Here is a 23,452-nt window from a genome sequence, read left to right on the forward strand (position 1 = left end):
GGAGTGGGCAGTGGGGATTGGCCCATCACCGCCCCGTATGACCCGCTCTGACGAATCCCAAATCCCCACTCCCTAATCCCGAGCTCTTACCCATGTCCGAAGCAAAACGCCTGGCCGCCGAGAAGGCGATCGATTACGTGGAAGACGGCATGATCGTCGGGGTCGGCACCGGCTCGACGGTGGCGTATTTCATCGACGCACTCGGCCGCATCGGCCATCGCATCAAGGGTGCGGTGTCCAGCTCGGAACAGAGCACCGCGCGGCTGCGCCAGCACGGCATCGAGGTGCTGGACCTCAACCACACCGGCACGCTGTCGCTGTATGTGGATGGCGCCGACGAGTGCGACCCGAACCGCTGCCTGATCAAGGGCGGCGGCGCGGCGCTCACGCGCGAGAAGATCATCGCCGAGGCGAGCGAGCGCTTCATCTGCATCGTCGACCCGAGCAAGCAGGTGCCGGTGTTGGGCAACTTCCCGCTGCCGGTGGAGGTGATCCCCATGGCGCGCAGCCTGGTGGCCCGGCAGATCCTGGCGCTCACTGGCGGGCAGCCGGTCTGGCGTGACGGCGTGGTCACCGACAACGGCAACGTGGTGCTGGATGTGCACAACCTGCACATCACCGACCCGGTGGCGCTGGAGCGGAACTTGAATCAGATTCCCGGCGTGGTCTGCGTGGGTCTGTTCGCGCGCCGCCCGGCCGACGTGGTGATCGTCGGCGGCGAGCCACCGCGCGTGCTGTAAGCACGCCCGCATGCGGCCGCAGCCTGGGCACACCACAGGCTGCGGCCACAGCCGTGCGATGGCCGAACCGGCTTGACGCACGCTGGCGCTTGGCAGAAGGTGCGCCCTCCCCTCCAGCGGTGCATCGCCCATGCGTGTTTTCCATCTGTTTGGCCTGGCCCTGTTGTTGGCGCTCAGCGGTTGCGCCAGTGCCGGCAGTTCCTGGGTGGAGCTGGCCGGCACCCGCTACAGCGTGGAACTGGCGCAAAACGATGCCGACCGTGCGCAAGGGCTGATGTTCCGCGATGCCATGCCGGAAGACCACGGCATGCTGTTCATCCACGACAGCCAGACGCCGCAGGCGTACTGGATGAAGAACACCAAGATCGCGCTGGACATCCTGTATTTCGACAACCAGCGCCGGCTGGTGTCGCAACAGCGCGACGTGCCGCCGTGCTCGGCCGGCGATGCCTGCCCGCCCTACCCCAGCAAGCAACCGGCGCGCTACGTGCTCGAGCTCAACGCCGGCCAGGCCGCCAAGCTCGACCTGCGTGACGGGGCCGAGCTTACTTTCAGCCCGGATATTCCCAAGCTGAAGTGATTCACAGCGATGTGGTGTCTCCTGTCAGGAAGTGCCGGACTTGAACCCCGCGCCGCTTGCCGACACTCTTGTCGCCATGGTCGACATGCTCCCACTTCCCCATTGGACCGCGCTCGCCAGCCTGGACGACGACGCGGTGCCGCTGATGTCCACCGCGCTGCTGATCGCGCGCGACGAGTATCCGCAGCTCGACGCCGAGCTGTATGACACGCTCGTGCAAAGCCATGTGGAGCACTTGCGGCGCGAGGTCGACGCAATCGATCTGTGGCCGCTGAAGATGGCCGCGGTGAACCGCTATCTGTTCGACGAGCTGGGCTACTCGGGTAACCACGACGAGTACTACGACCCGCGCAACAGCTACCTCAACGAAGTGTTCGAGCGCCGGCTGGGCAACCCGATTTCGCTGGCGATGGTGCAGATCGAAGTCGCGCGCCGGCTGGGCATTCCGTTGGCCGGGGTGTCGTTCCCAGGGCACTTCCTGGTGCGCCTGCCGGTAGACGACGGGGTGCTGGTGATGGACCCGTTCAACGGCGGCCGCCCGCTGGGCGTGGACGAGCTGCGCGAACGCGCGCGCCCGCATCTGGGCGGGGAAATCCCCGACGACCGCGCACTGGCGCAAATCCTGGACCCGGCGCCGCACCGGGCGATCCTGATTCGCATCCTGCGCAACCTGCATGGCGTCTACGCCGATGCCGAGCATTGGGACCGCGCCGCCCGCAGCGCCGACCGCATTCTCAAGCTGGTGCCGGACCAGCCCGAAGCGCTGCGCGATCGCGGCATGGCGTATCTGCACCTCGGGCACCGCAGCGGCGCCCGCCACGACCTGGCGCGTTACCTGCAGCTGCACCCCAGTGCGCAGGACGCCGCAAGCCTGCATGAGCACCTGGTTGAATTGAACAGCCAGCGCTCACGCGCGCACTAGGTACGCACTGCGCACTACGCGCTGCTCAGCGCTGCAGGGCACCGCAGGCAGCATCAGGCCGGTTGCGCAGACGCGTTGCGGCGCTGCGCGCGCAGGCTCAGTCGATCTCCACCATCTCGAAATCGTCCTTGGTGACGCCGCAGTCCGGGCAGGTCCAGCTGTCGGGCACGTCTTCCCAGCGGGTGCCCGGTGCGATGCCTTCTTCGGGAATGCCGTCGGCCTCGTGGTAGAGAAACCCGCAGACGACGCACATCCAGGTGCGGTAGGTGGTCGTGGATGTCTCGCTCATCGGATAATCGCGGTCACGCAACGGTGGGGCTGCATTGTCCCATCCCACCCACCGCTTTCGGAAGCGCTGCCATGCCGACCCTTCAAAACGCCCGCGGCGTCTACCTGATCACCCCCGACACCCGCGACACCGCGCAGTTGCTTGCGCGCACGTTGCCGCTGCTGCCACACATCACCTGGTTGCAATACCGCAACAAGCAGGCCGATGCAGCACTGCGCCTGGCCCAGGCCACCGCCCTGCGCGCGGCATGCACCGCGCAGGGCGTGCCATTGATCATCAACGACGACGCGGCGCTTGCGCAGCAGGTGGGTGCGGACGGTGTGCACCTGGGTGAAGACGATGGCGAGGTGGCGGCAGCGCGCGCGTTGCTGGGTGCCTCGGCCATCATCGGGGTGTCGTGCTACGACGAGATCGAACGCGCGCGCGCAGCGGCGGCGGCGGGTGCGAATTATGTGGCGTTTGGGGCGTTCTTCCCCACCACCACCAAGGTGACCACGCGCCGTGCCACGCCTGCGTTGCTGCACGAGGCCGCTGCGTTGGGACTGCCACGTGTGGCGATCGGCGGCATCACGCCGTCGCATGTGCCCGAGCTGGTGACCGCGGGCGCCGACTTGATTGCGGTGGTCAGCGGCGTGTATGCGGCGGCGGACCCGGTCGCCGCAGTGCAGGCGTATCGCGCAGGGTTTGCGCAGTAGCGCGACGAGTGTGAAGCGCTGAGATTTTTATCTCAGCGGTGTCATCTGTTTCAAGACAGCAAGATCTCTTTCGCCGCAGTGCTTGGCTTGAAACGCTAGATGCGTCGCGTGCGCGGTGCCCTCGCCGCTCGCGGGACACGCCGTGAATCCGCGGCATCCATGCCGGCAAAGGGTCCCGCAATCGGCGAGGACACCGCACCAGGACGTTGGTCGGTAGCCGGATCAAAAGCTGGCTGCCTCGCAAGTTGCGTAAGTTGCGTAGGCTTGCTGGCATGGTTCGCAGAACACGCTAGCTGACGAACTAAAGCGCGTCATGTCCTGCTTGCAACCATGCATACCGACCATCTCGACTGGTCCTTGCCCGCCTACCGTCGCGGGACCTTACGCGGCATGGATGCCGCGTAAGAGGCTACATGGACGTACTTGCGCCGTGTCCCGCGATGGTAGGCGGGCAAGGGCCCTGCAGCCAAACCGCAGATCAACCGCTCTGCAAGTGATCTATCCGCATCATCCACCCCACTCGACACAAGCGAATGATCGAGTCGTCGCGTCAAATAGATGCAGGCAACAGCGCAGTGGGCCGAGGACGCGCTGCCCTCGCCGACCCAGAACGTTCGTGACCCGGTAAAAAAATTCACGCGCGTCGCGTGTCTTATTCAGACGATTGAAGCTGGTCAGAGCCCCATAACCCGAAAAAAAACAGCGACGCGTGCCATCACCCGTCGCTGCCGGTTTTGCCTCCGTCGCCTAACGCAATTAGAAGTCGTAGCTCAGCGTCACCCGGCCCGAGCGCGGCGCCTGGTAGGCCACTACCTGGTCCCACAGGGGATTGGTGGTGTTGTCGGGCAACTGCGAGAACGGGTAGATGTTGGTCGCGGTCTGCTCGTTGGTGATGTTGAACACATCGAAGCGCAGCGCCAGCTTGCCGTCGGCGAAGGCCGGCTTGTAGGTCACGCCCATGTCGAGCTGGGCGATCCAGCCCAGGCGGCCCTGCGAGCCCGGCGGCGATGCACTGCCGGTGCCTGTTTCCGGGTTGTAGCAGTAGTGATACGGCCCACCGGTGATCGCGCTGCCGCCGTAACCGGCCGGATCGCGACCGCTGTACTCGGTGCCGTAGTAATTACCCAGGCAGTTGTGCGGTGCGCCCGAGATCAGGCTGAAGTTGGCCGACGCGCCCCATTGCGGAGTGAACTGATAGAAGCCGAACAGCTTCAACTGGTGGCGGTGATCGTTGGACTGATCGCCATTGAAGTGCTCCATCAACGCCGCGTGGTCCCAGCTCTGCGTGGTCGAGACCGAGGCCTGGCCCTGGTAGCTGCCCAACGCGCCGCCGGTGCGCCACAGGTCCGAACGCACCTGGCCTTCGGTGGTGCCATAGCTATGCGACCACACGTAGTTGACCTTGGCGTACCACTTGCCGTCGAACGGGCGCTCCAGGTTGAACTCCACTGCCGAATAGTTGCGCTTGAACTTCGGGAACCCGGCTGCTTCGCGGCTGACCGAGATTTCATGGAACTGGCCATCGGTGCCGATCACGCCCCACTTGTTGGTCTGGCCCGGGTTGATCAGCGAGGCGCCAGCCACCTGCGAGAAGTCGATGGTCACGCCCTGTGCGGCGGCGGCATCGATCAGCGCGGTGTTGGAGACGTCGTAGTTCTGGTCGTCGATGCCGGCATTGAGGCGGCGGTGCGTGCCGCGCACGCCGAACACCCAACCACTGTCCAGCTGTTTGGTCAGGCCCAGGATGATTTCGTCCTGGTTTTCGCCCTCGATGTCCTTGACCACCGCGGTACGCACATCGGCGATGCGGCCGAAACGCGAATTGGCCGAGACCGCCGACCCCAGCTGCTGCGCCAGCACCGGCGTGCCATCGGCGTTGATGCCGCTGTAGGTGTAGTAGGTGTCGGTGGTGGTGGCCGGCGTGAACAGGCTCACCGCCGACAACGGCAGACCCAGGTAGTAACGGCCGATGTTGCCGAACACCTTCAGGCTGGAATCGCCGTTGACGTCCCAGCTGAAACCCAGCCGCGGCGCCCAGGCGTTGTCGACTTCGATATAGGGGTCGCCGAACGGGGTGTAGTTGGTGAACTCGTCCTTGCGCAGGCCCAGGCTCAGCAGCAGGTTGTCGGTAACCTGCCACTTGTCTTCGATGTAGTAGGCGCGCTGCTTGGCCTCATACGAATACAGGCTGGTGTTGATGTTGCGTACCACGTAGTAGCCGCTGGCCCCATTGACCGGATCGACCAGGCCCGGGCTCGGCGCGCCGATGCCGCCGGCTTCGTTGGCCGATTGGCTAATCAATCCACCATTCTGTAGGCCATAGGGATCGTTCGTCTGACCATATGTCCACGAATACCCGGGACCACGTAATTGCGAGCCAACGTCGATGCCTTCGGATTTCTGGTTGTCGATACCGAAGTTGAGCGTGTGATGGCCGATGCGCCACTCAAGGTTCAGACGCTGATTGTCCTTCTTGTAGGCACGGTCAGGCGAAGTGATAGCGGTATTTACCGGCTGACGTCCTTCTATGGGCGTACCGCCCGTATAGGCAGGATTTTGCAACGCGGTGCTATCGATGAACGGGCCATCCGCAGCGTTATAGTTGTATTGAGTCAGCTCATCAGGCGTTTTCATCTTGCCGTACAGCGCAGTCACGGTGAGGTTGTCGCCGATGTAGCCGGTGTACTTGCCGGTGAACAGCGTCGGGCCGGTTTTCCAGGTGGCGTCGTCGGTGATATAGCTGCCGCGTTCGCGCGCCAGATAGTCGTAGCGGTAGATGGCGCCGTTGGTTTCGGCTTCATCGCTGGCACCGGTCACCTCGATCAGGTGGTTGTCGGTGATGTTCCAGTCCACCTTGGCGTACCAGCGCTTCTGCTTGTAGTCGTAGTCGGTCAGGCCGCCGGTGCGGCCGTTGTCCGAGTCGCGGTTGGTCGCGGTGCGGGTGCCGTCGGAATCCACCTGCTCGGCGGCCAGGAAGAAGAACAGCTTGTCCTGGATGATCGGGCCACCGACATAGGCGCTGTAGGTGGTCTGGTTGGCTTCGGCTTCGCTGGAGGGCTGGTACAGGCCGTTGGCCGCGCGCGCATAGCGGTATGCGGCATTGTTGACGGTGCTGGCCTGTGCATCCGGGCGCCAATAGATGTCGCGCTGGTTGGTGCGCAGGCCGTTGGGTTCCCAGATCACCGCGGCGCCAAACTTCCACTCGTTGGTGCCGCGTTTGCCGATCTGGTTGATCACGCCGCCGTTGGAGCGGCCGAACTGCGCGCCGTAGCCGCCGGTGAAGATTTCCTGCTGGTCGATGGCGCCGTAAGGCAGGGTCAGGCCGCCCAGGTTGTTGCTGATGGCGGTGGTGTTGAAGCCGTTGAGGTAATAGGCGTTCTCGCTGGCGGCCGAGCCACCGAAGCTGGGCAGCAAGCCGCCGAGCGGGCCGTTGTCGAAGCCGCCGCTGTTGACCACCACACCCGGCGCCAGCAGCGCGATGGCTTCGGCGGTGCGCCCCAGCGGCAGCTGCGCCAGCTGTTCGGAGGTGACCACGGTGCGGGTGTCCACGCTGCTGACATCGATGGTGGCCAGGCTGGCGGCGTTGACGGTGACGCTATCCAGCGTCTGCACGCCGCTCCCCGCGGCAGCAAACGACACATCGGTATTGGCGCCCACAGTGATGCCCACGTTCTCGCGCGTTTCCACCACCGCGCCATCGCGCTTGACGGTGACCTTGTAGGTACCCAGCGGCAGATTGCCGGCGGCGTAGCGGCCGCGCGCGTCTACCGGCACTTCGCGGCTGAAGCCGCTGTTGTTTTCGACCAGTACGGTGGTGCCGACACCTTCGCCGACACTGCCGACGATGCTACCGGTGGTGGACTGCGCTTGCGCGGCGCCGAGTGCAACGAGCAGTGCCACTGCCAAGGCACGTCTCTGGATACTACGGTTCATGCTCTCTCCCCGGGGTCTGAAACGGTCGCAAGGCGACCAACGTGACAACGCCGGACGCGGCGTTGCCAGAAACACTGTGTGAAGACGTGGACCGCTCGCCAATGACCTGCCGCCATCAGCTCATGCCCAAACGTCGCGGCCGCTGTCGCATTCGATAATAGGCAGCGCACCTGCCCGGAAATTTGGCCGCAACGGGTAGGGATGGCCTTGGTGGGTAGGCGGCGGGCGGCCGAAGCCTGACAATGGCCGGCGCGTCGCCCCGCTCCGGGTGCCGACGCCCCCACCGGCACCACTCAAGGATCTGCGCTCATGAACCACTCCCGCTCCCACGCCCTGTTTTCCCAGGCGCAGAACCTGATGCCCGGCGGCGTCAACTCGCCGGTGCGTGCGTTCAAGTCGGTGGGCGGCGAGCCGTTCTTCGTCGCGCGTGCCGACGGTGCGTACCTGTTCGACGTGGATGGCAACCGCTATATCGACTACGTGGGTTCGTGGGGGCCGATGATTGCCGGCCACAACCACCCGGCCGTGCGCGAAGCGGTGGAACGCGCCATCCGCGATGGCCTGTCCTTCGGCGCCCCCTGCGAGGCCGAGGTGACCATGGCCGAAACCATCACCCGGCTGGTGCCGTCCTGCGAAATGGTGCGGATGGTCAATTCCGGCACCGAAGCCACGCTGTCGGCGATCCGCCTGGCGCGCGGCGCCACCGGGCGCAACCGCATCGTCAAGTTCGAGGGCTGCTACCACGGCCACGGCGACTCGTTCCTGGTCAAGGCCGGCAGCGGCATGCTGACCCTGGGTGTGCCCACCTCGCCAGGCGTGCCGGCAGGCCTGAGCGAGCTCACCGCCACGCTCAGCTTCAACGATTTCGAAGGCGCCACCGCGTTGTTCGACGAGATCGGCGCCGAAGTGGCGGCGGTGATCATCGAGCCGGTGGTCGGCAATGCCAACTGCATTCCGCCGCAGGCCGGCTACCTGCAGCACCTGCGCACGCTGTGCACCCGCCACGGCGCGTTGCTGATCTTCGACGAAGTGATGACCGGCTTCCGTGTGGCGCTGGGCGGCGCACAGGCGCACTACGGCGTGACCCCGGACCTGACCACCTTCGGCAAGATCATCGGCGGCGGCATGCCGGTGGGCGCCTACGGCGGCCGCCGCGACCTGATGGAACAGATCTCCCCGGCCGGCCCGATCTACCAGGCCGGCACCTTGTCGGGCAACCCGGTGGCAATGGCCGCGGGCCTGGCGATGCTGCAACTGGTGCAGGAACCCGGCTTCCACGCCCGCCTCAGCGAGACCACCAGCCTGTTGTGCGAAGGCCTGGAAGACGCCGCCCGCGCCGCCGGGGTGGCGGTGACCACCAACCAGGTGGGCGGCATGTTCGGGCTGTTCTTCACCGACCAGATCGTGGAGAACTACGCCCAGGCCACCGCCTGCGACGTAACCACCTTCAACCGCTTCTTCCACGCGATGCTGCAGCAGGGCGTGTATCTGGCGCCGTCGGCCTACGAGGCGGGCTTCGTGTCCAGCGCCCACGACGAGGCCGTCATCGAGGCGACCCTGGCCGCCGCACGCGAGGCCTTTGCCGACGTCATGCGCTGAGCCCGGGCGCGCGGCTGTGACCTGGTCCCACCTTTGCTTTTGTCTTGTGGCTGTCATACCTTGCTGACAGGTGCCAAGGGATGGGCATGGGTGGGGACCCACGAAGCAGCGCAGTGCAGCCGATCTCACCGTTCGCGGTGATCCCGGCGCCGGCGCCGCTGCTTCATCGTGTTGCGCGGCGTGTCGGTTGGCACGCGGCCAACGCTTTGCCACGGCCGCCCTCGCCTCATGCTCAAGCCTGTTGCGTTGCTCACCCCGCGCCCGTCACCGTTGCGCGACCTCACCCTTCCCGATTGGCTGCTCGCCAGCAAGCTGGAGCCGCCGTTGCCGCGTGCCGGCGCGGTTGTGCGTGGCGGCCTGCTGGCCGTGCTGGATCAGGCGCAGGCACGGCCGCTGACCCTGCTGCTGGCACCGCCCGGCTTCGGCAAGAGCACGCTGCTGACGCAGTGGCACGCGCAGCTGCTGGCGCGCGAGCCGGCCGCCGTGGCATGGCTGTCGCTGGATGAAGAAGACGCCGAGCCCGCGCGCTTTCTCGGCCATCTCGCGCTTGCCCTGCAAGGGGCCGGTGCGGACCCTGCCCTGTGCGCGCCAGCCCTGCACGGCCGCGACCACGATCCGCGCGACGCACTCAATGCGCTGATCCGCGCGCTGCGCGCGGCACCGCGCCGCATCAGCGTGATCCTGGACGACTACGACCGCCCCGGCGGCAGCGCGATCGACGAGCTGGTGTTGCGGCTGATCGAACACGCCGGTGGCCGCCTGCACCTGCTGTTGTCCACCCGCCGCGTTCCCGGCCTGCCACTGGCGCGGCTGGAATTGCAGGCCCAGCTCACGCGCGTCGGCAGTACCCAACTGGCGCTGGACGAGGACGAAGCACAGGCGCTGCTGGGCGCGCAGGTAGCGGCCCCGGTGGTGGACGAACTACGCCGCTATACCGAAGGCTGGCCGGTCGCCCTGCATCTGGCCCGGCTGTGGCTGGAAGGCGGCGCACAACGTCAGCAAGAAGTGGCCACGCGGTTTTCCGGGCGCAACGCGCAGATTGCGGCGTATCTGGCCGAACAGGTGGTCAACGACCTGGATGCGGACACGCGCGACCTGCTGCTGCGCACCAGCCCACTGGAGCGCGTCAACGCAGCACTGGCCGATGCGGTGCGCCAGCGCGACGACAGTGGCCGGCTGCTGGCCGGGCTGGAACATTTCCATGGCTTGCTGATCCCGCTGGATGGCGAGCGCGAATGGTTCCGTTACCACCCGTTGTTCGCGGATTTCCTGCAGCAGTTGCTCGATCGCGAGCATCCCGCCGGCGCGCTGCAGATTCACCAACGTGCGGCGCGCTGGTTTGGCGAACATCAGTACCTCTCCGACGCGGTCCGCCACGCCTCGCGCGGCGAATGCGGCGACCTGGCCGCCAGCTACGTGGCACGCGCCGGCACCTGGCAGTTGCTGCTCACCCATGGCACCCATCAGGTGCGTGCGCTGCTGCGCCACTTCGACCACCGCACCATTCGCGACACGCCTGCGTTGAATCTCACCCAGGCGCATCTGCACATGAAACTGGGCGAGTTCAGTCATGCCCGGCTGCTGCTGGAGCGCTTCCGCGATTTTCCCGCCGCGCTGCGCGAGCCGTTGCAACGCGACTACACCGTGGTGGTGGCAGCACTGCGCGAGCGGCTGGATGAAATCTGCGGCAACCCGCATGGCCTGACCCAGATCGCGGGCCAGGCGGCCGCGCTGGACGAAGACGACCATCTTGGCCGCGGCATGCTGCTGTGCATCTGCGCCACCACCGCACTCGCGCAAGGTGGCTTCGCGCTGGCCGAGCGCTATGCGCATGGCGCGCGCGAGGCCATGGGACGCGGCGGCAGCGAGCTTGGCACCGGCCATGCGCTGCTGGTGCTGGGGCAGAGTTTTTTCTATCGCGCCCGGCTGGGCGATGCCGAGGCGTGCTATCAGCAGGCACTGAACGGCTGCCTGCGTGCGCCGCAGCCAGACCGCGTCCTGCAGGCCACCGCGCACTGCCTGCTGGCGCAACTGCATTACGAACGCGGGCACCACGACGATGCCGCCGATCTGCTGCATCCGGCGCTGGACATCCTGGAGCAGCACGACGGCAGCACCGACGTGCTGGCCGCCGGCTACGACACCGCGCTGGGGCTGGAGCGCCTGCGCGATCACAGTGGCCGCAGCGCGGCCGCTTTGCTGGAACACGTGGAGCAGATCGCCCACGGGCGCAAGCTCGCGCGCCTGTCCGAACTGGCCGCCGCCTGGCGCTTGATGGTGATGCTGGAGCACCCGGGCAACGCGGCCATCGATGTGCTGATTGCACGCACCGGCGGCGAATCCGGGCTGGCGCATACCCTGCGCTCGCCGCACCGCTGGCGCGACCGTGCAGCGATGGGATTCGCGCTCGCGCGCTGGCATCGTTTGGCCGGCCGCAGCAGCGCGGCGCTGACCATCCTGGGCCAGATCGAACAGGCCTGCCTTGCCAGCGACAACCTCTGCCACCTGGCACGCACGCGCGCACGCATCGCCCTGGTGCTGCAACAGCGCGGCGAACTGGCTGCGGCATTGCCGTATCTGTACAGCGCGCTGGATCACGTTGCGCTGACCCGCAGCTGGCAAGCCATTGCAGAACTGGGGCTGCCGGCAAAAGCGATGCTGCGCTCGCTACGCCAGCACGACCCGCAGACCGTGGGCGGCACCACCCGCGCGCTCACCATCCAGGCCTTGCTGGACAGGCTCAGTGGCGACGACGACCCGGCCAACGATCTGTTTAGCGAACGCGAACTGGAAGTGCTTGCGCAACTGGCGCGCGGCTATTCCAACAAGCAGATCGCACGCTGCCTGCATCTGTCGGAAAACACCGTCAAATTTCACTTGAAGAACGTGTACCGCAAGCTCGATGCACGCAGCCGCGAAGGTGCACTGGCGCAGGCCCTGCAGCGCGGCCTGTTGCGCGAGATGGACCCACCGGCAGGGCCAAACACGCCCTGACTTCAGCCACGCACCACAGCCGTGGCTGGATGCGCGATAGGCGTAGAGCGATGCAGCGCGTGCGCTGCATCACCCGAAGCGCAGCGTGCCCTTCATCATGGCCCAGTGGCCGGGGAACGAGCAGAAAAACGTATACGCGCCGCCCTTGCTCAACTTGCTGGTCGGGAAGGTCACCGTGGCGGTTTCGCCAGCGCCGATCACCTTGGTGTGCGCGATCACGCGCGGGTCGGCCTTGGGCAGGTAGCTGTCGGCGATGGTGGAGCGCACGCCGGCGTTGGCCACGGCCTGGAAGTCATCGCTCTTGGTCAGCACCCAGTTGTGCCCCATCACCGTGGCGGCAAGTTTTCCGGAGTGCTTGAGCGTCACGGCGACTTCGGTGCAATCGGGAGCGATCGTGATCGCGCTCTGGTCGAATTTCATCTGGTCGGTACCGGTGATGGTCACCGCACAGGTCTTCGCCCACGCTGATGGTGCCAATGACACCAGCGCAAGCACGGCAATGGTCGAAAGCAGCTTCAAGGACACACTCCTGCGAAAAGGGTTGCGCGCTGCCCGGCCACGTAGATGCCGGTGCCGGATGCCTGACGCGGCGCGCATGCGTCGGCGCCGTCAGAGTACCGCGAGCAGGCAGGCGGCAGACAACCCCTGCCCGATGTTTTTGTCGCACGCGGCGCCCTGCGCTAGGCGTAGCGGAAGAAGGCATCCATCGGCGCCTGCGCGCTTGCGGTGGCGTCGGGCAGCGGCAATGGGCCACGTTTTCCGGCCATGACCTGCACGAAGGCCTGCTTGAAGCGCGCCATCTCCTCGGGCGTGCCCACCGTGATCCGCGACCAGGTGGGCCACACGGGCCAGCTGCGGCCGATAAATACACCGAAGGTGGCCATTGCGTCCTTGAAGCCGGCCGCAGGCTGTTTTACATCGACCATGAAGCAGTTGCTTTCCGAGGCGGTGCAGGCATAGCCCTGTTTGGTGAGGAAGTCGATGACATCGGTGCGGGTGGCCGCAGTGCGTGCGCGCCGTTGCGGCACCAGCGTGGCATCGCGCAGGCTGGCCAGGCCCGCTGCGGCCGCGGTCACCGGCAGGCTGTTGACGCTGTAGAACATCAGCTTGGCCAGCAGGTCCGGGCGTGCTGCCGCATAGCCCAGGCGGATGCCGGCCATGCCGTAGAGCTTGGAGAAGGTGCGCAGTACCACCACGTCTTCTCCCGCGGCCACCATGTCCACCACGCTGCGGGTGCTCTGCGCGAAATGGATGTAGGCCTCGTCCACCACCAAAATGCTGCCCTTGGGCTTGTGCGCCAGCGCGTAGTCCAGATCCTTGCGCGCAGTCACCGAGCCGGTGGGATTATTGGGATTGCAGATGTAGATGACACCGGCATTGGCGTCGGCTGCGCACATCGCCTGCACGTCGTGCGAGAAGTCCTTGCGCAACGGCACCTTGACCAGCTTGGCGCCGTTGCGGGACGCAGCGCGCCAGCCGGATTCGTAGGTGGGATCGGCGGTGACCAGCGCGGCACTGGGCGAGGTGAAGGCCAGCATCGTGTAGTCCAGCGGCTCGGTGGAACCGGCATAGGCCATCAGGTGGTTCACCGGCAGCTTGAGCTCAGCGGCCAGGGTGGTCATCAGCTCCATCTGCAGCTCACGCAGATACCGCCCACCCTGCGGCGCAATCTGGGTGATTGCCTTGATCGCCGCGGCACACGGGCCATCGGGAAACTCGTTGGAGCCGATCATCACCGGCGCCATTGCGCCCGCTGTGGCAGGCACGATGGCGGCCGAGCGTTCGGCGGCGCTGGCCAGCAGCGGCAGGGCGCTCCCGGCGGCACCGGCAAACAGGGCGGAATCACGCAGAAACCTGCGGCGCGACAGGGCGGTATGCATGGTGAACCTCCAGCAAGGCGACGAAGACGAACTCAAGGACGCACGGCAACCACTTCGATCTCTACCCGGTACAACGGGTTGCCCAGTGCGGCGATCTGAAACGCCGAGCGCGCCGGCAGATTGGGCTGTTCCTTGGTGCCGAAATACTGCCGGTAGCCCTCCATGAATCCGTTGAAATCCATCTTGCCGTCCATGGCCGGATCGCCGACCAGAAACACCTGCATCTTCACCACATCGCCCATCCCCAGGCCCAGCGATTCCAGCTGCTGCTTGATCTGCGCAAGCACGCTGATGGTCTGCGCCTTGGTATCGCCGTAGGCGGCGGCCGAGCCCTTCGGCGCTGTGGTATCCACCACCGCCGGCACCTTGCCGCTGACATACACGGTGGCCTTGCCGGCCGGTACCTCCACGGCCGCGGCAATCGGGAAATCGCTATTGGGAATCTTGTGGCGGATCACCTCGGCGGCCTGTGCGGCGGCCTGTGCGGCGGCAACACTTCCACACAACAGCACGGCGGCAGTGGCGGCAATAATGGCGGGACGGAACATGGCAACTCCTTGCATGAGGAAACGGTCAGTGGCGCAGCAGTTTGACGTCGTCGACAGTAACCACTTCGGCGTGGTCATTACCGAAATGAGTGCGCACATAGCTCACCACTTCGGCCACCTGGCGGTCGGTGAGCATGTCACCGAAACCCGGCATGCCGGCGTGGCCGTCGAGCACCATCATGGTGACGTACGGCGCGGCGGCGAGTTTGGGGTTGCCGGCCAGCGCCGGATATTCGCCCGCCCCCTGCGCCCCAGTGCCGCTGGGCATGTGACAGCCCTGGCACACGGCCTGGTAGACATGCTGGCCGGAGGCGGTGGCAAAGCCTTTCTGCGGATACAACGCGGTGGCATCGGAACTCTGCGCGCGTGCATCGTGCAGGCCAGGCGGCAGCAGCAATGCACCGATGCACAGCACCGCTGCCGCAGCGAACACACGGGGGAACAGCGTCATGCGCGAGCTCCTTGGGCAAGCACATTGCGATGCAGGCGGCCGACCACGTCGTGCGCGGACAAGATCGCGCCCTCCTGCCAGGCCGGGATGTAAGACACGTGCTCGCCGGCCAGCGCCAGGCGGCCATCGATCTGGCACAGCGGCGCGTAGTGCTCGGCGCGTGCGGCCTCGCTCCACATGCCAAAGCACCCATGCGTGAACGGCACACGATGCCAGCCCACTGCAATGCCGGTTTCGAATTCGCGTGGATATTGCGGATGCAATTGCGTGCCGTATTCGACCGCCTTGCGCACACGCTGCTCCGGGGACATCGAGGTGAACTGGTAGGCGTCCAGACCCCAGACGTAGGCGCCCAGCAACACACCCTTGCCGGGGCTGTGATAGCCGGTACTGGGATAGCTGATCAGCGTGATCGGCAGATCGGTGTAGCTGATGCCGCCGTAGATCGCCTCGTCCTCTTCCCAGAAGCGGCGCTTGAACTGCAGCCCCACCTTCACAGACGCCGCATACGGCACCTTGCCGATCGCCGTGGTCATCGCATCGCTGGCGGTGACCGGGATGCGGCTCAAGACCGAGAGGGGAATCGTGCAGATGCACCAGTCGGCACTGGCCACCTGTTCGGCGCCACCGCGCGCGGCATCCTGCCAGGACACGCGCACGCCGCTGCCGTCCTGATCAATCTTGGTGACCTTGGCGTTATAGGTGATGGCATTGCCGAGCTGGCGGGCAAACGCCTTGCCGATCTGGTCCATGCCGCCCACCGGCTGAAACATGGTGGTCTGCATTTCGTAGTTATTCCCGGCCGCCAGCGTGGTCCACAGCCGTGACCGCAGCACGTCCTGCACGCTGAAGGGATCGGAAAACTCCGGCTTGCCGGACAAACCGCCACCCGGGTAGCGCGCAAAGCCGCGGCGCTCGCTGCTGTCCTTGCCCTTGACGTAGCCAAAGCGTTTGTCGAGCGCGCCCCAGGTGCGCAGCGATTCGAGCAGGATCTGCTGATCCTCGGTGCTCACCAGGCTGTCCAGTGCGTGTTGCTGGGTGCACTTGGCCAGCAGTTCGGAGACATGGCCCTTGTAGTCCGCATCGATGGCGCGGAAGCGCTGCGGCTTGCCATCGAAGCCGTGCTGGCTGTGCAGCAAGGCGTTGTAGTTGACCTGATTGAACGCCTCCAGCGCCACGCCGAACTGCTTGCAGTAACTCAGCACCGCGCGGTGGTGATGCGGGATCCGCCAGGGCCCGGGATTGAGGTAATGGCCCTCATCGAACTGGCAGTGCTGCGCCGCGCCACCGAGTTCGGTGTAACGGTCGCCGCCGCGCAATGTCCAGTTCCGGCCGCCCGGGCGGTCGTTGTATTCCAGCACCTGTACGCGGTACCCGGCCTTGCGCAATTCGAACGCCGCCGTCATGCCGGCCAGGCCGGCACCGAGAATCAGCACCGATGCCCCCTTGGCGTCGCCATCGAGCTGCAGCGGCCCGGTAAAGGTGGATTCGGCCGCCATGCCCAGGCTGCTCATCGCCTGGTACATCATCGCGCCGCCCGCGGTCATGCCGATCCGTGCCAGCAGCTGCCGGCGTGTCATTGCCCCAGTGTGTTTGCCTTGCATCAACGCGTGTTCCCCTGCATGTCATGGACCGGACGCGACCAACTACCGTGCGCTGTGCCTGCGGCAACCGCGCGCACCCTGCAGCACCGCTCACACACGCGGCCGGCAACACGGCCGGCCGCGTTGGCGCCGTCAAAATTTGTACGAAAGACTCGCAAACACCTGCCGTGGTGCAATCAGCTGATACGAGCCGGAACTTTCATTCGGGAACACCGCACCGATCGCGTCGTCCTTGTCGAACAGGTTGTAAACCGACAGTTGCAGCCGGCCGCCGGCCAGAAACCCGTCACTGCCGCCCTGATAGCCGACACTGCCATTGACGATGAAGGTGGCATCCACCTGATCGGTATTGAGCGTGTCGCCGTAGCGCTTGCCGGTGTATTTGGTATCCAGGTTGGCGAAGAAATCCTCGCCCTCCCAGCCGCCGTTGACGCTGAACATCACCTTCGGCGAATCCGGCACTTCATTGCCTTCCACCTGCACCAGGCTGCCGCTGACCGGGCCGAAATAGTTGTCCTGGAATTCGGATTTGTTCCAAGTCAGCGAGGCGCCCAGCCGCCAGCCCGGCGCCGGCTTCCACATGCCCGAGACTTCTGCGCCATAGGTCTGCACGTCGCCGACGTTGGCGTACACCGTGGGCGCCACCACCAACGGGTCCGGGTCGGTCAACGCGATGATGCGGTTTTCGTAATCGATCTTGTAGGCGGCGATGTAACCGCTCCACTGGCTGGATTCGGCGCGAATGCCGATGTCGATGTTGGTGGATTCTTCCGGCGCGATATCCGGATTGAACGCGCCCGAGGTCAGTGCCAGCCGCGGTGCGGAGCTGAAGTTCTCCGCATAGTTGGCGAACACCTGCACGCCATCGGCCAGCTGGAAACTGGCACCCACCTGCGGCTGGAACCAGTCGCTGTTCTTGATGGTGACATCGCGACGCACGCCGACATTGAAATCGTCGAGATTGGCGATGCCGTTGTAGTCGCGTTTGACATCCAGCCCCTTGGCGCCGAGTTCCAGCGTGAGCCGGTCATCGAGCAGGCGCAGTGTGTCCTTGATGTAGAGCTGCTTCACTTCGGTGGAGAAGTGGTTGTCGTAGTAGATGACGATCGGCAAGGCGCTTTTCAGCAACGCACCGGTGGCCGGGTCCAGGTTGTACAACGGGCGCACCTGATCGAAATCGTAGTTCTCGTACCAGGCACCGACTTCGAGCTTGTTGTGCTCGGTTTCCCACGACACCGCTGTGGTCGCGCCATAGCGGTCGCCGCCCATGATTTCCTCGCGCCGTGTCATCGCACCGATGCTGGTCACGTTGCCAGCGGCATCCACAATCTGTGGATCGTTGATGGCGATATCGGTGCGCCCTGGCGTGCCGGCGATGGCGTCGTTGTACAGACCCGTCGCCGTGCTCGGCGGAGTTCCGCCAACGCCATAGCCGTGCTTGTTCTCGTAGTAGCCGGTGAAGGTGAAGCCGATCGCATCGTTGAACAGGAAATCGCCATGCAGGCTGAGCAATGAATCGCGGCGGCCGTTCTGCCACTCGCTGTAGTGCTCGGCGTCCACCTCGGGGTTGCCGGTGATGCGTTCGTGCAGGTCCCACGACACCGAGCCATCGGAGTTGTACGACTGCACGTCGTAGTCCTTGCGGTTGTTGTAGATCCAGCCCAGCGTCAGGCTGCCCGCGTCCCAGGCCTGGCGGATCTTGGCTTCGAAGTGATCGCTCTTTTGCGTGGCCGGCTCCATGTCCCACACCCCACCCTGTGTGCGCGAGGCCGAGACGTAGGCACTCGGGCCACCGTCCCACCACTGCGGCGTATCCAGCCGCACGAAGCTGCGCACCAGATCGTCCGAGCCGATGGTCTGGGTGAGGTTGCCACTCCAGGTATCACCGCCTTTCGGTGGCAGGCTGGTGTAGCGGATCGCGCCGCCGAGCGCGTGGTAAGAGGGCTGGGTGACATCGCCCGAGCCGGCAGACACGGTGACATCCAGCAGGTTTTCGCTGGACACGTAACGCGTGATCGGCCCGCCTTCGCGGGTGTCGAAGGTTTCGATCGGAATGCCATCCAGGGTCACGCCAATTTGATTGGCAGAAAACCCGCGGATGGTCATCGAATCACCGAACTCGTACAGGCCGAACGGGTCGGTGGTCTGCACATTCACACCCGGCAGGCTGGCCAGCAATTGCTGCGGGGCGACACCGGGCACCTGCGCCTGGATTTCCGCCACCGAGATGGAGGCGGTGGTGCGGGTGGAGCCGGTACCCACCACACTGACGGCATCGAGCGTGCGTGCTTCCTGTGCAATGGCTGGCAGGCTGGAAGCACCCAGTAACAGTGCCATGGAGGCCGCGGCAGGGCGGCGGGTGAGCGTGGTGAGAGCGGCGGCGACCGAGGTCGCCAGATAGTCGGTCTTCAAGCGCTTGCGCATGCAATCCACCCCTGGAGTCGTGTGACGTGCTGGATGACCGGGAGCTCCCCAACCCGGTTGACACCGCGCTGTGCGGTACAGCTCGACCATACCCAGCACCACCGCAGCGCATGCCGCGCGCGGAGGGTAGGGGCGGCGCGAGTGGGTAGGCTGCTATCGAATTCAACTAGATGAAGCTGGAATGTCCCTACCCGTATGCGGGGAGGTGCGCTGCGGTGGTGATGACTTGCCAGCGCATGCGCGGATCGACGACGCTGCCGCGTTGCACATCGAACACGGCCATGCCCGCCCCGCGTCCCTCCCTGTTATTGCTCGATTTCGATGGCGTGCTGGCCAGCTATGCGCGGCCCAAACGCATGGCGGCGCTGGCTGCGATGGCCAACTGCACACCGGCGCAGATGCACGCCGTGTTGTTCGCGCAGGGGCTGGAGCGCAGCTACGACAGCGGCGACATCGATACGCCCACGTACTTGGCCCGTTTGAGCGATGCAGTGGGCCAGCGCATCGATCCTGCGGCCTGGGTGGCGGCACGTGTGGCCGCCTGCCGCGCCGATGCATCGGTGGTGGCGCAGGTGCTTGCCGTGTCTGCACACACCCCGGTCGCCGTGCTCACCAACAACGGCCCACTGATGGTCGAGGCGATCGAGCAGATCGTGCCGGCGCTGTTCCCGCTGCTGCGCGGCCGGGTGCTGTGCAGCGGTGCCCTGGGCGGCCGCAAGCCCGATGCACGCGTCTATGCACGCGCACTCGCGCAGCTGGGCGCACGCGCTGCACACACGCTGTTTGTGGATGATTTGTTCGTCAACGTGCGCGGCGCGCGCGCGGCCGGCCTGGAAGCGGACACCGTGCGCGATGCACGCGGACTGCGCCGGGTGTTGAAGCGGTATGGGCTGGCGTAGGCGCGGTTGGGGTGTCTCTGCGTCATCGTGCTACCTAGCGCTTCTGAATGTGTCTGCTAGGCCGCGTCGCAACTTGCCCAGACACGCTGCAGCTTTCCCACTCACTGCAACTCGAGCTGATCGCCGCAAACCGATCGCAGCGGCAGCGGCCAGTCATTGCCCCGCATCGGTTTTGACATCAGTTGCCAGAGACCAGAGGCATGACGGACTGCACGCACGACGCGATGCAATCAACAGGCACTGCCCCAGCTGCTGCTGAGGCTCGCATCTAAGTAATCTCTCGTGCCGCGATAGAACGCGAGCCAGTGCCCCACGCTGGCCGGCGCGGTGCCGGCCACGATGGTGCAGAACGCGCAGTCGCTGCTGTCAGTGCTGCGCAACGTACGCGGCGATCGCCAGGCGCAGGCGTGCCAAACCGTCGGCCAGCTCGGCATCGGTGAGATTCAACGCCGGCACAAAGCGCAGCACGTCCGGGCCGGCCTGCAGCAATAGCAGGCCGTGCGCGGCCGCCAGATCCAGGATCGCGCCCGCTTGGCCGGCATGCGCCGGTGCCAGCACCGCGCCCAGCATCAGGCCACGTCCACGGATCTGCGCGAACACGCCAAACTCGGCATTCAGCGCTTCCAGGCCGGCGCGCAAGGCGGCCGACTGACGCTCCACGTTCTCGGCAATCTGCGGCGAGGCCAGCTTGCGCAACGCGACCCGCGCCACCGCCGCCGCCAGCGGATTGCCGCCGAAGGTGGTGCCGTGCGCGCCGAACTGCATGGTCTCGGCCACTTTCGGCCCGGCCAGCATCGCGCCGATCGGGAAGCCGCCACCCAGCGCCTTGGCCAGGGTGACGATGTCCGGGGTGACCTGCTCCTGCCAATGCGCGAACAGGCTGCCGGTGCGGCCCATGCCGCACTGGATCTCGTCCAGCACCAGCAGTGCGTCGTGCTGGTCGCACAGCGCGCGCACGCGCGCCAGAAAGCCCGGTGCGGCCGGCATCACCCCGCCCTCGCCCTGGATCGGCTCCAGCATCACCGCCGCCACATCGCCGCCGGCCATTGCGCTTTCCAGCGCCGGCACATCGTTGAAATCCACGTAGCGGAATCCGCCCGGCAACGGCTCGTAGCCTTCCTGGTATTTGGGCTGCGCGGTGGCGGTGACCGAGGCCAGCGTGCGGCCGTGAAAACTGCCGCGGAAGGTGACGATCACGCGCTTGTCGGCCGGCCGGCCGTGGCTGCTGGCCCACTTGCGCACCAGCTTGATCGCCGCCTCGTTGGCCTCGGTGCCGGAGTTGCACAGGAACACCTTCTGCGCAAAGCGCGAGGCAGTGACCAGCTCTTCGGCCAGCTTCAGCGGCGGCGCGCTGAAGAACACGTTGCTGGTGTGCCACAGCTTGCCGGCCTGCTCGGTGAGCGCGGCCATCAAGTCTGGATCGTTGTGCCCCAGCCCGCTGACCGCGATGCCGGAGGACAGATCCAGATATTCGCGGCCCTGGTCGTCCCACACGCGACTGCCCTGGCCACGCTCCAGCACCACCTGGCGCGGGCGGTACACCGGCAGGTAGTAATGCGCGAGGGACAGGGGCGAATCGGCAGCGGTGCTCATGATGGCGGGGTCGCGGAAGCGGAGGGAGACCGGCATTCTCGCGCATTCGCCGGCCTGCGGCACAATGCACGCATGCGACCGCTTTCCGATCCCCAGCTCAATCCCGCCACCACCGACGGTTGGCGTCGCCAGTGGTTCGACATCATCTACCGCCACGACACCCGCCCGTCGCGCAATTTCGACCTGCTGCTGGTGGTCACCATCCTCACCAGCGTGGTGGTGATCATGATCGACAGCGTGCCGCGCATTCACGCGCAGTCCGCGCACTGGTTGGTGCCGCTGGAATGGGCGTTTACCGTGGTGTTCACCATCGAATACGCGCTGCGCCTGGCGGTAGTGCGGCGCCCGCTGCGCTATGCGCTGAGCATCTGGGGCGTGATCGACCTGCTCTCGATCCTGCCCAGCTACCTGTCGTTCTTCGTGCCCGGCGCGCAGACGCTGCTGGTGGTACGCGTGCTGCGCATCCTGCGGCTGTTCCGCATCCTCAAGCTCACCCGCTACGTTGAAGAAAGCGGCCAGTTGCTCGATGCGCTGTGGCGCAGCCGGCGCAAGGTGCTGGTGTTCCTGTTCACCGTGCTCACCATCACCGTGATCGCCGGCGCCACGATGTATGTGATCGAAGGGCCGCAGCACGGCTTCACCAGCATCCCGACCAGCATGTACTGGGCCATCGTCACCATGGCCACGGTGGGCTTTGGCGACCTCGTTCCGCAGACCACGCTCGGCCGCTTCGTAACCTCGGCGCTGATCCTGATCGGCTACAGCATCATCGCCGTGCCGACCGGCATCTACACCGCCGAACTGGCCAGCAATCTGCGGCGCAAGGACGACGCCCAGCACCACGACGCGCGCGGCTGCCCGGCCTGCGGGCTGGAAGGTCACGAGCCCGACGCACGGTTCTGCCGGCAATGTGCCGGGCCACTCCCTGCTGCGTTCACTCACTGAGGCAAACGCGCACGCGGTGAGGTGTGCCGTCGCAAGCGACGACATCTGCGTGTGCGCGCCGGTACTGCGGCAGCGTGTGCTGTTTCTTCGGCGTACTCGCTGCGCTACTGCCCCGCGAGGAGGCGCGCAGCTATGCCGTCGTCATGACGGTCTCCGTCAGACAAAGTGGACATGCCTGCAACAAAAAGAACGCGCCCATTTCACTAGGCGCGTCCTCACCCAACTCAGCGCGTCATGCGGTTGCTCATGTCGATCAGGTCGTTGTAACTCGCCAGCAGCGCCTGCCGCGTGCCAGCCGGCGGCAGCGAGCTGTTGCTCTCCAGCAACATCTGGTCGCTGCGGCTCAACGGCTCGTTGTTGCGCACGCGTTCGATGCGGCGCGCCGCCACGCTGACCAGCTTGTCGGCGGAGCGTTCCATATGGCCCCACATCGGGTCGCCATCACCAATCTTCGCCTTCTGCGCCTCTTCCAGGATGCCCTGGTAACGGGTCAGCTGCGTTTGCGCGGCGGCCAGGTCCGGCGTGTCGCTATTGAGCGTGGTCACCAGCTGCTTGCCTTCGCCGATGATCTTCAGGTGGTACCAGGCGGCGCTGCGGCCTTCGTCCTTTTCAATTGCATCGAGCTGCTGCTTGCGGCGCTGGTCTTCGTTGCGCTCCAGCGCTGCGTCCATGGCCTCGCCAGCCTCGAAGAACGCGCTGTAGGCCTGCATCAGCGGTGCGTGCAGCGCCTGCATGCCCTTGGCGTCATCACGCCGATAGTCCTCGCGGTCGTAATAACGCGCGGCCTCTTCGATGCGCTCGTTGAGCGCGGTGAAGCGCTGCTGGTAGGCCTTGGCCGCCGGATCCAGCTGCGCATTAGCCGGTTGCTGCGCCAGCGCGGCAGTCATTGGCGCGCCGCAGGCTTCGACCCGATGCGACAACACCGTGCCCGGGCCGCGGATCTGCGATTCCTTGCCGGTCGGGCCCGCCTCCGGGTCTTTCATCCAGCCGATGTATTGCTGGTAGCTCTCGTGCAATGGCTGCTCCACCGCGTTGAAACACGCGATGTAGGCATTGATCTTGTCGGCGCCTTCCACGGCAGCGGCGGCCGGGTCGCCCTTCTGGCAACCGGCGAGCAGTGCGGCAAATGCAATTGCCGTGGCGAGTGGCGCAAGGCGGGAATGCTGGGTCATAAGGGCTCCATGAGGTTGGTGTAGGAATGCGCGATGCGACGGCCACAGTGGGCGGACGTAGCGTCCCCACCGATGAGGCCGTGATTGGATGGCGGTGCATGCTTCACGGCATGCACGCGTGTAGATGCAGGCATGTAGATTGCCGGTGCGGCAGTGCCATGCACGCCCGACCGGTGGGTTGCCG

18 protein-coding genes are annotated in these 23,452 nt (G+C 65.8%); 8 read left to right on the forward strand and 10 right to left on the reverse strand.

The genetic code is table 11. The features are described from left to right. Window positions 1–92: 92 nt before the first annotated feature. From rpiA to QRM89_RS07875, 3 genes are all read left to right on the forward strand, one after another. Entirely contained in the window at window positions 93–740 is a 648-nt protein-coding gene (gene rpiA / locus QRM89_RS07865; RefSeq protein WP_014508842.1) for a ribose-5-phosphate isomerase RpiA, read from the forward strand. Window positions 741–870: 130 nt separating this feature from the next. Further along, window positions 871–1,320: a DUF192 domain-containing protein gene (locus tag QRM89_RS07870; protein WP_011038368.1), complete on the forward strand. Its 450-nt coding sequence runs from the start codon at window positions 871–873 to the stop codon at window positions 1,318–1,320. 40 nt (window positions 1,321–1,360) lie between these two features. Next, window positions 1,361–2,242 (forward strand): SirB1 family protein, encoded by an 882-nt coding sequence (locus QRM89_RS07875; protein WP_103700383.1) that lies wholly within the window; start codon window positions 1,361–1,363, stop codon window positions 2,240–2,242. Between the two features lie 97 nt (window positions 2,243–2,339). Here QRM89_RS07875 and QRM89_RS07880 read toward each other — a convergent pair whose 3' ends face one another. Further along, on the reverse strand, window positions 2,340–2,579 hold the full coding sequence (locus tag QRM89_RS07880; RefSeq protein WP_029216955.1) for a rubredoxin: 240 nt from the start codon (window positions 2,577–2,579) through the stop codon (window positions 2,340–2,342). 23 nt (window positions 2,580–2,602) lie between these two features. On the opposite strand from QRM89_RS07880, the gene thiE reads away from it, so the two are divergent. Further along, on the forward strand, window positions 2,603–3,226 hold the full coding sequence (gene thiE, locus QRM89_RS07885) for a thiamine phosphate synthase (protein WP_115001790.1): 624 nt from the start codon (window positions 2,603–2,605) through the stop codon (window positions 3,224–3,226). Between the two features lie 756 nt (window positions 3,227–3,982). Here thiE and QRM89_RS07890 read toward each other — a convergent pair. After that, window positions 3,983–7,159 (reverse strand): TonB-dependent receptor, encoded by a 3,177-nt coding sequence (locus QRM89_RS07890; RefSeq protein WP_285447725.1) that lies wholly within the window; start codon window positions 7,157–7,159, stop codon window positions 3,983–3,985. Between the two features lie 309 nt (window positions 7,160–7,468). On the opposite strand from QRM89_RS07890, the gene hemL reads away from it, so the two are divergent. Beyond that, entirely contained in the window at window positions 7,469–8,758 is a 1,290-nt protein-coding gene (gene hemL / locus QRM89_RS07895) for a glutamate-1-semialdehyde 2,1-aminomutase (RefSeq protein WP_014508850.1), read from the forward strand. A gap of 228 nt (window positions 8,759–8,986) precedes the next feature. Continuing rightward, on the forward strand, window positions 8,987–11,752 hold the full coding sequence (locus QRM89_RS07900; protein WP_285447726.1) for a LuxR C-terminal-related transcriptional regulator: 2,766 nt from the start codon (window positions 8,987–8,989) through the stop codon (window positions 11,750–11,752). A 69-nt stretch (window positions 11,753–11,821) separates the two neighbouring features. On the opposite strand, the gene azu is transcribed toward QRM89_RS07900, so the two are convergent. The 6 genes from azu to QRM89_RS07930 all read right to left on the reverse strand — a co-directional run bounded on the left by azu (window position 11,822) and on the right by QRM89_RS07930 (window position 18,647). Then, window positions 11,822–12,271, reverse strand: coding sequence for an azurin (gene azu / locus QRM89_RS07905; RefSeq protein WP_011038376.1), 450 nt, complete (start codon window positions 12,269–12,271; stop codon window positions 11,822–11,824). Window positions 12,272–12,432: 161 nt separating this feature from the next. Beyond that, window positions 12,433–13,632 carry a pyridoxal phosphate-dependent aminotransferase gene (locus QRM89_RS07910; protein WP_285447727.1) on the reverse strand — a complete coding sequence of 400 codons (1,200 nt, stop codon included), beginning with the start codon at window positions 13,630–13,632 and terminating at the stop codon, window positions 12,433–12,435. 32 nt (window positions 13,633–13,664) lie between these two features. Then, entirely contained in the window at window positions 13,665–14,180 is a 516-nt protein-coding gene (locus QRM89_RS07915; RefSeq protein WP_274390813.1) for a RidA family protein, read from the reverse strand. A gap of 25 nt (window positions 14,181–14,205) precedes the next feature. Then, on the reverse strand, window positions 14,206–14,631 hold the full coding sequence (locus tag QRM89_RS07920; protein WP_076038404.1) for a cytochrome c: 426 nt from the start codon (window positions 14,629–14,631) through the stop codon (window positions 14,206–14,208). Then, complete coding sequence (locus QRM89_RS07925; protein WP_285447728.1) at window positions 14,628–16,235, reverse strand: NAD(P)/FAD-dependent oxidoreductase; 1,608 nt, start codon at window positions 16,233–16,235, stop codon at window positions 14,628–14,630. The genes QRM89_RS07920 and QRM89_RS07925 overlap by 4 nt, the downstream gene beginning before the upstream one ends. Before the next feature lie 132 nt (window positions 16,236–16,367). Next, window positions 16,368–18,647 (reverse strand): TonB-dependent receptor, encoded by a 2,280-nt coding sequence (locus tag QRM89_RS07930; protein WP_285447957.1) that lies wholly within the window; start codon window positions 18,645–18,647, stop codon window positions 16,368–16,370. A gap of 293 nt (window positions 18,648–18,940) precedes the next feature. Here QRM89_RS07930 and QRM89_RS07935 point away from each other — a divergent pair, with 293 nt between their 5' ends. Continuing rightward, on the forward strand, window positions 18,941–19,558 hold the full coding sequence (locus QRM89_RS07935; RefSeq protein WP_087941971.1) for an HAD-IA family hydrolase: 618 nt from the start codon (window positions 18,941–18,943) through the stop codon (window positions 19,556–19,558). Window positions 19,559–19,924: 366 nt separating this feature from the next. Here QRM89_RS07935 and QRM89_RS07940 read toward each other — a convergent pair whose 3' ends face one another. Next, window positions 19,925–21,151: an acetylornithine transaminase gene (locus QRM89_RS07940; RefSeq protein ID WP_285447958.1), complete on the reverse strand. Its 1,227-nt coding sequence runs from the start codon at window positions 21,149–21,151 to the stop codon at window positions 19,925–19,927. 72 nt (window positions 21,152–21,223) lie between these two features. Here QRM89_RS07940 and QRM89_RS07945 point away from each other — a divergent pair, with 72 nt between their 5' ends. Beyond that, the gene (locus tag QRM89_RS07945) at window positions 21,224–22,096 is read left to right on the forward strand and encodes an ion transporter (RefSeq protein WP_012437465.1); all 873 of its coding nucleotides are present in this window, start codon (window positions 21,224–21,226) and stop codon (window positions 22,094–22,096) included. Window positions 22,097–22,320: 224 nt separating this feature from the next. On the opposite strand, the gene QRM89_RS07950 is transcribed toward QRM89_RS07945, so the two are convergent. After that, complete coding sequence (locus tag QRM89_RS07950; protein ID WP_285447729.1) at window positions 22,321–23,268, reverse strand: YiiG family protein; 948 nt, start codon at window positions 23,266–23,268, stop codon at window positions 22,321–22,323. Between the last annotated feature and the right edge of the window lie 184 nt (window positions 23,269–23,452).

Origin of the sequence: Xanthomonas sp. LMC-A-07 (genome assembly GCF_030208825.1) — a bacterium.
In the GTDB taxonomy this organism is placed as follows: domain Bacteria; phylum Pseudomonadota; class Gammaproteobacteria; order Xanthomonadales; family Xanthomonadaceae; genus Xanthomonas; species Xanthomonas campestris.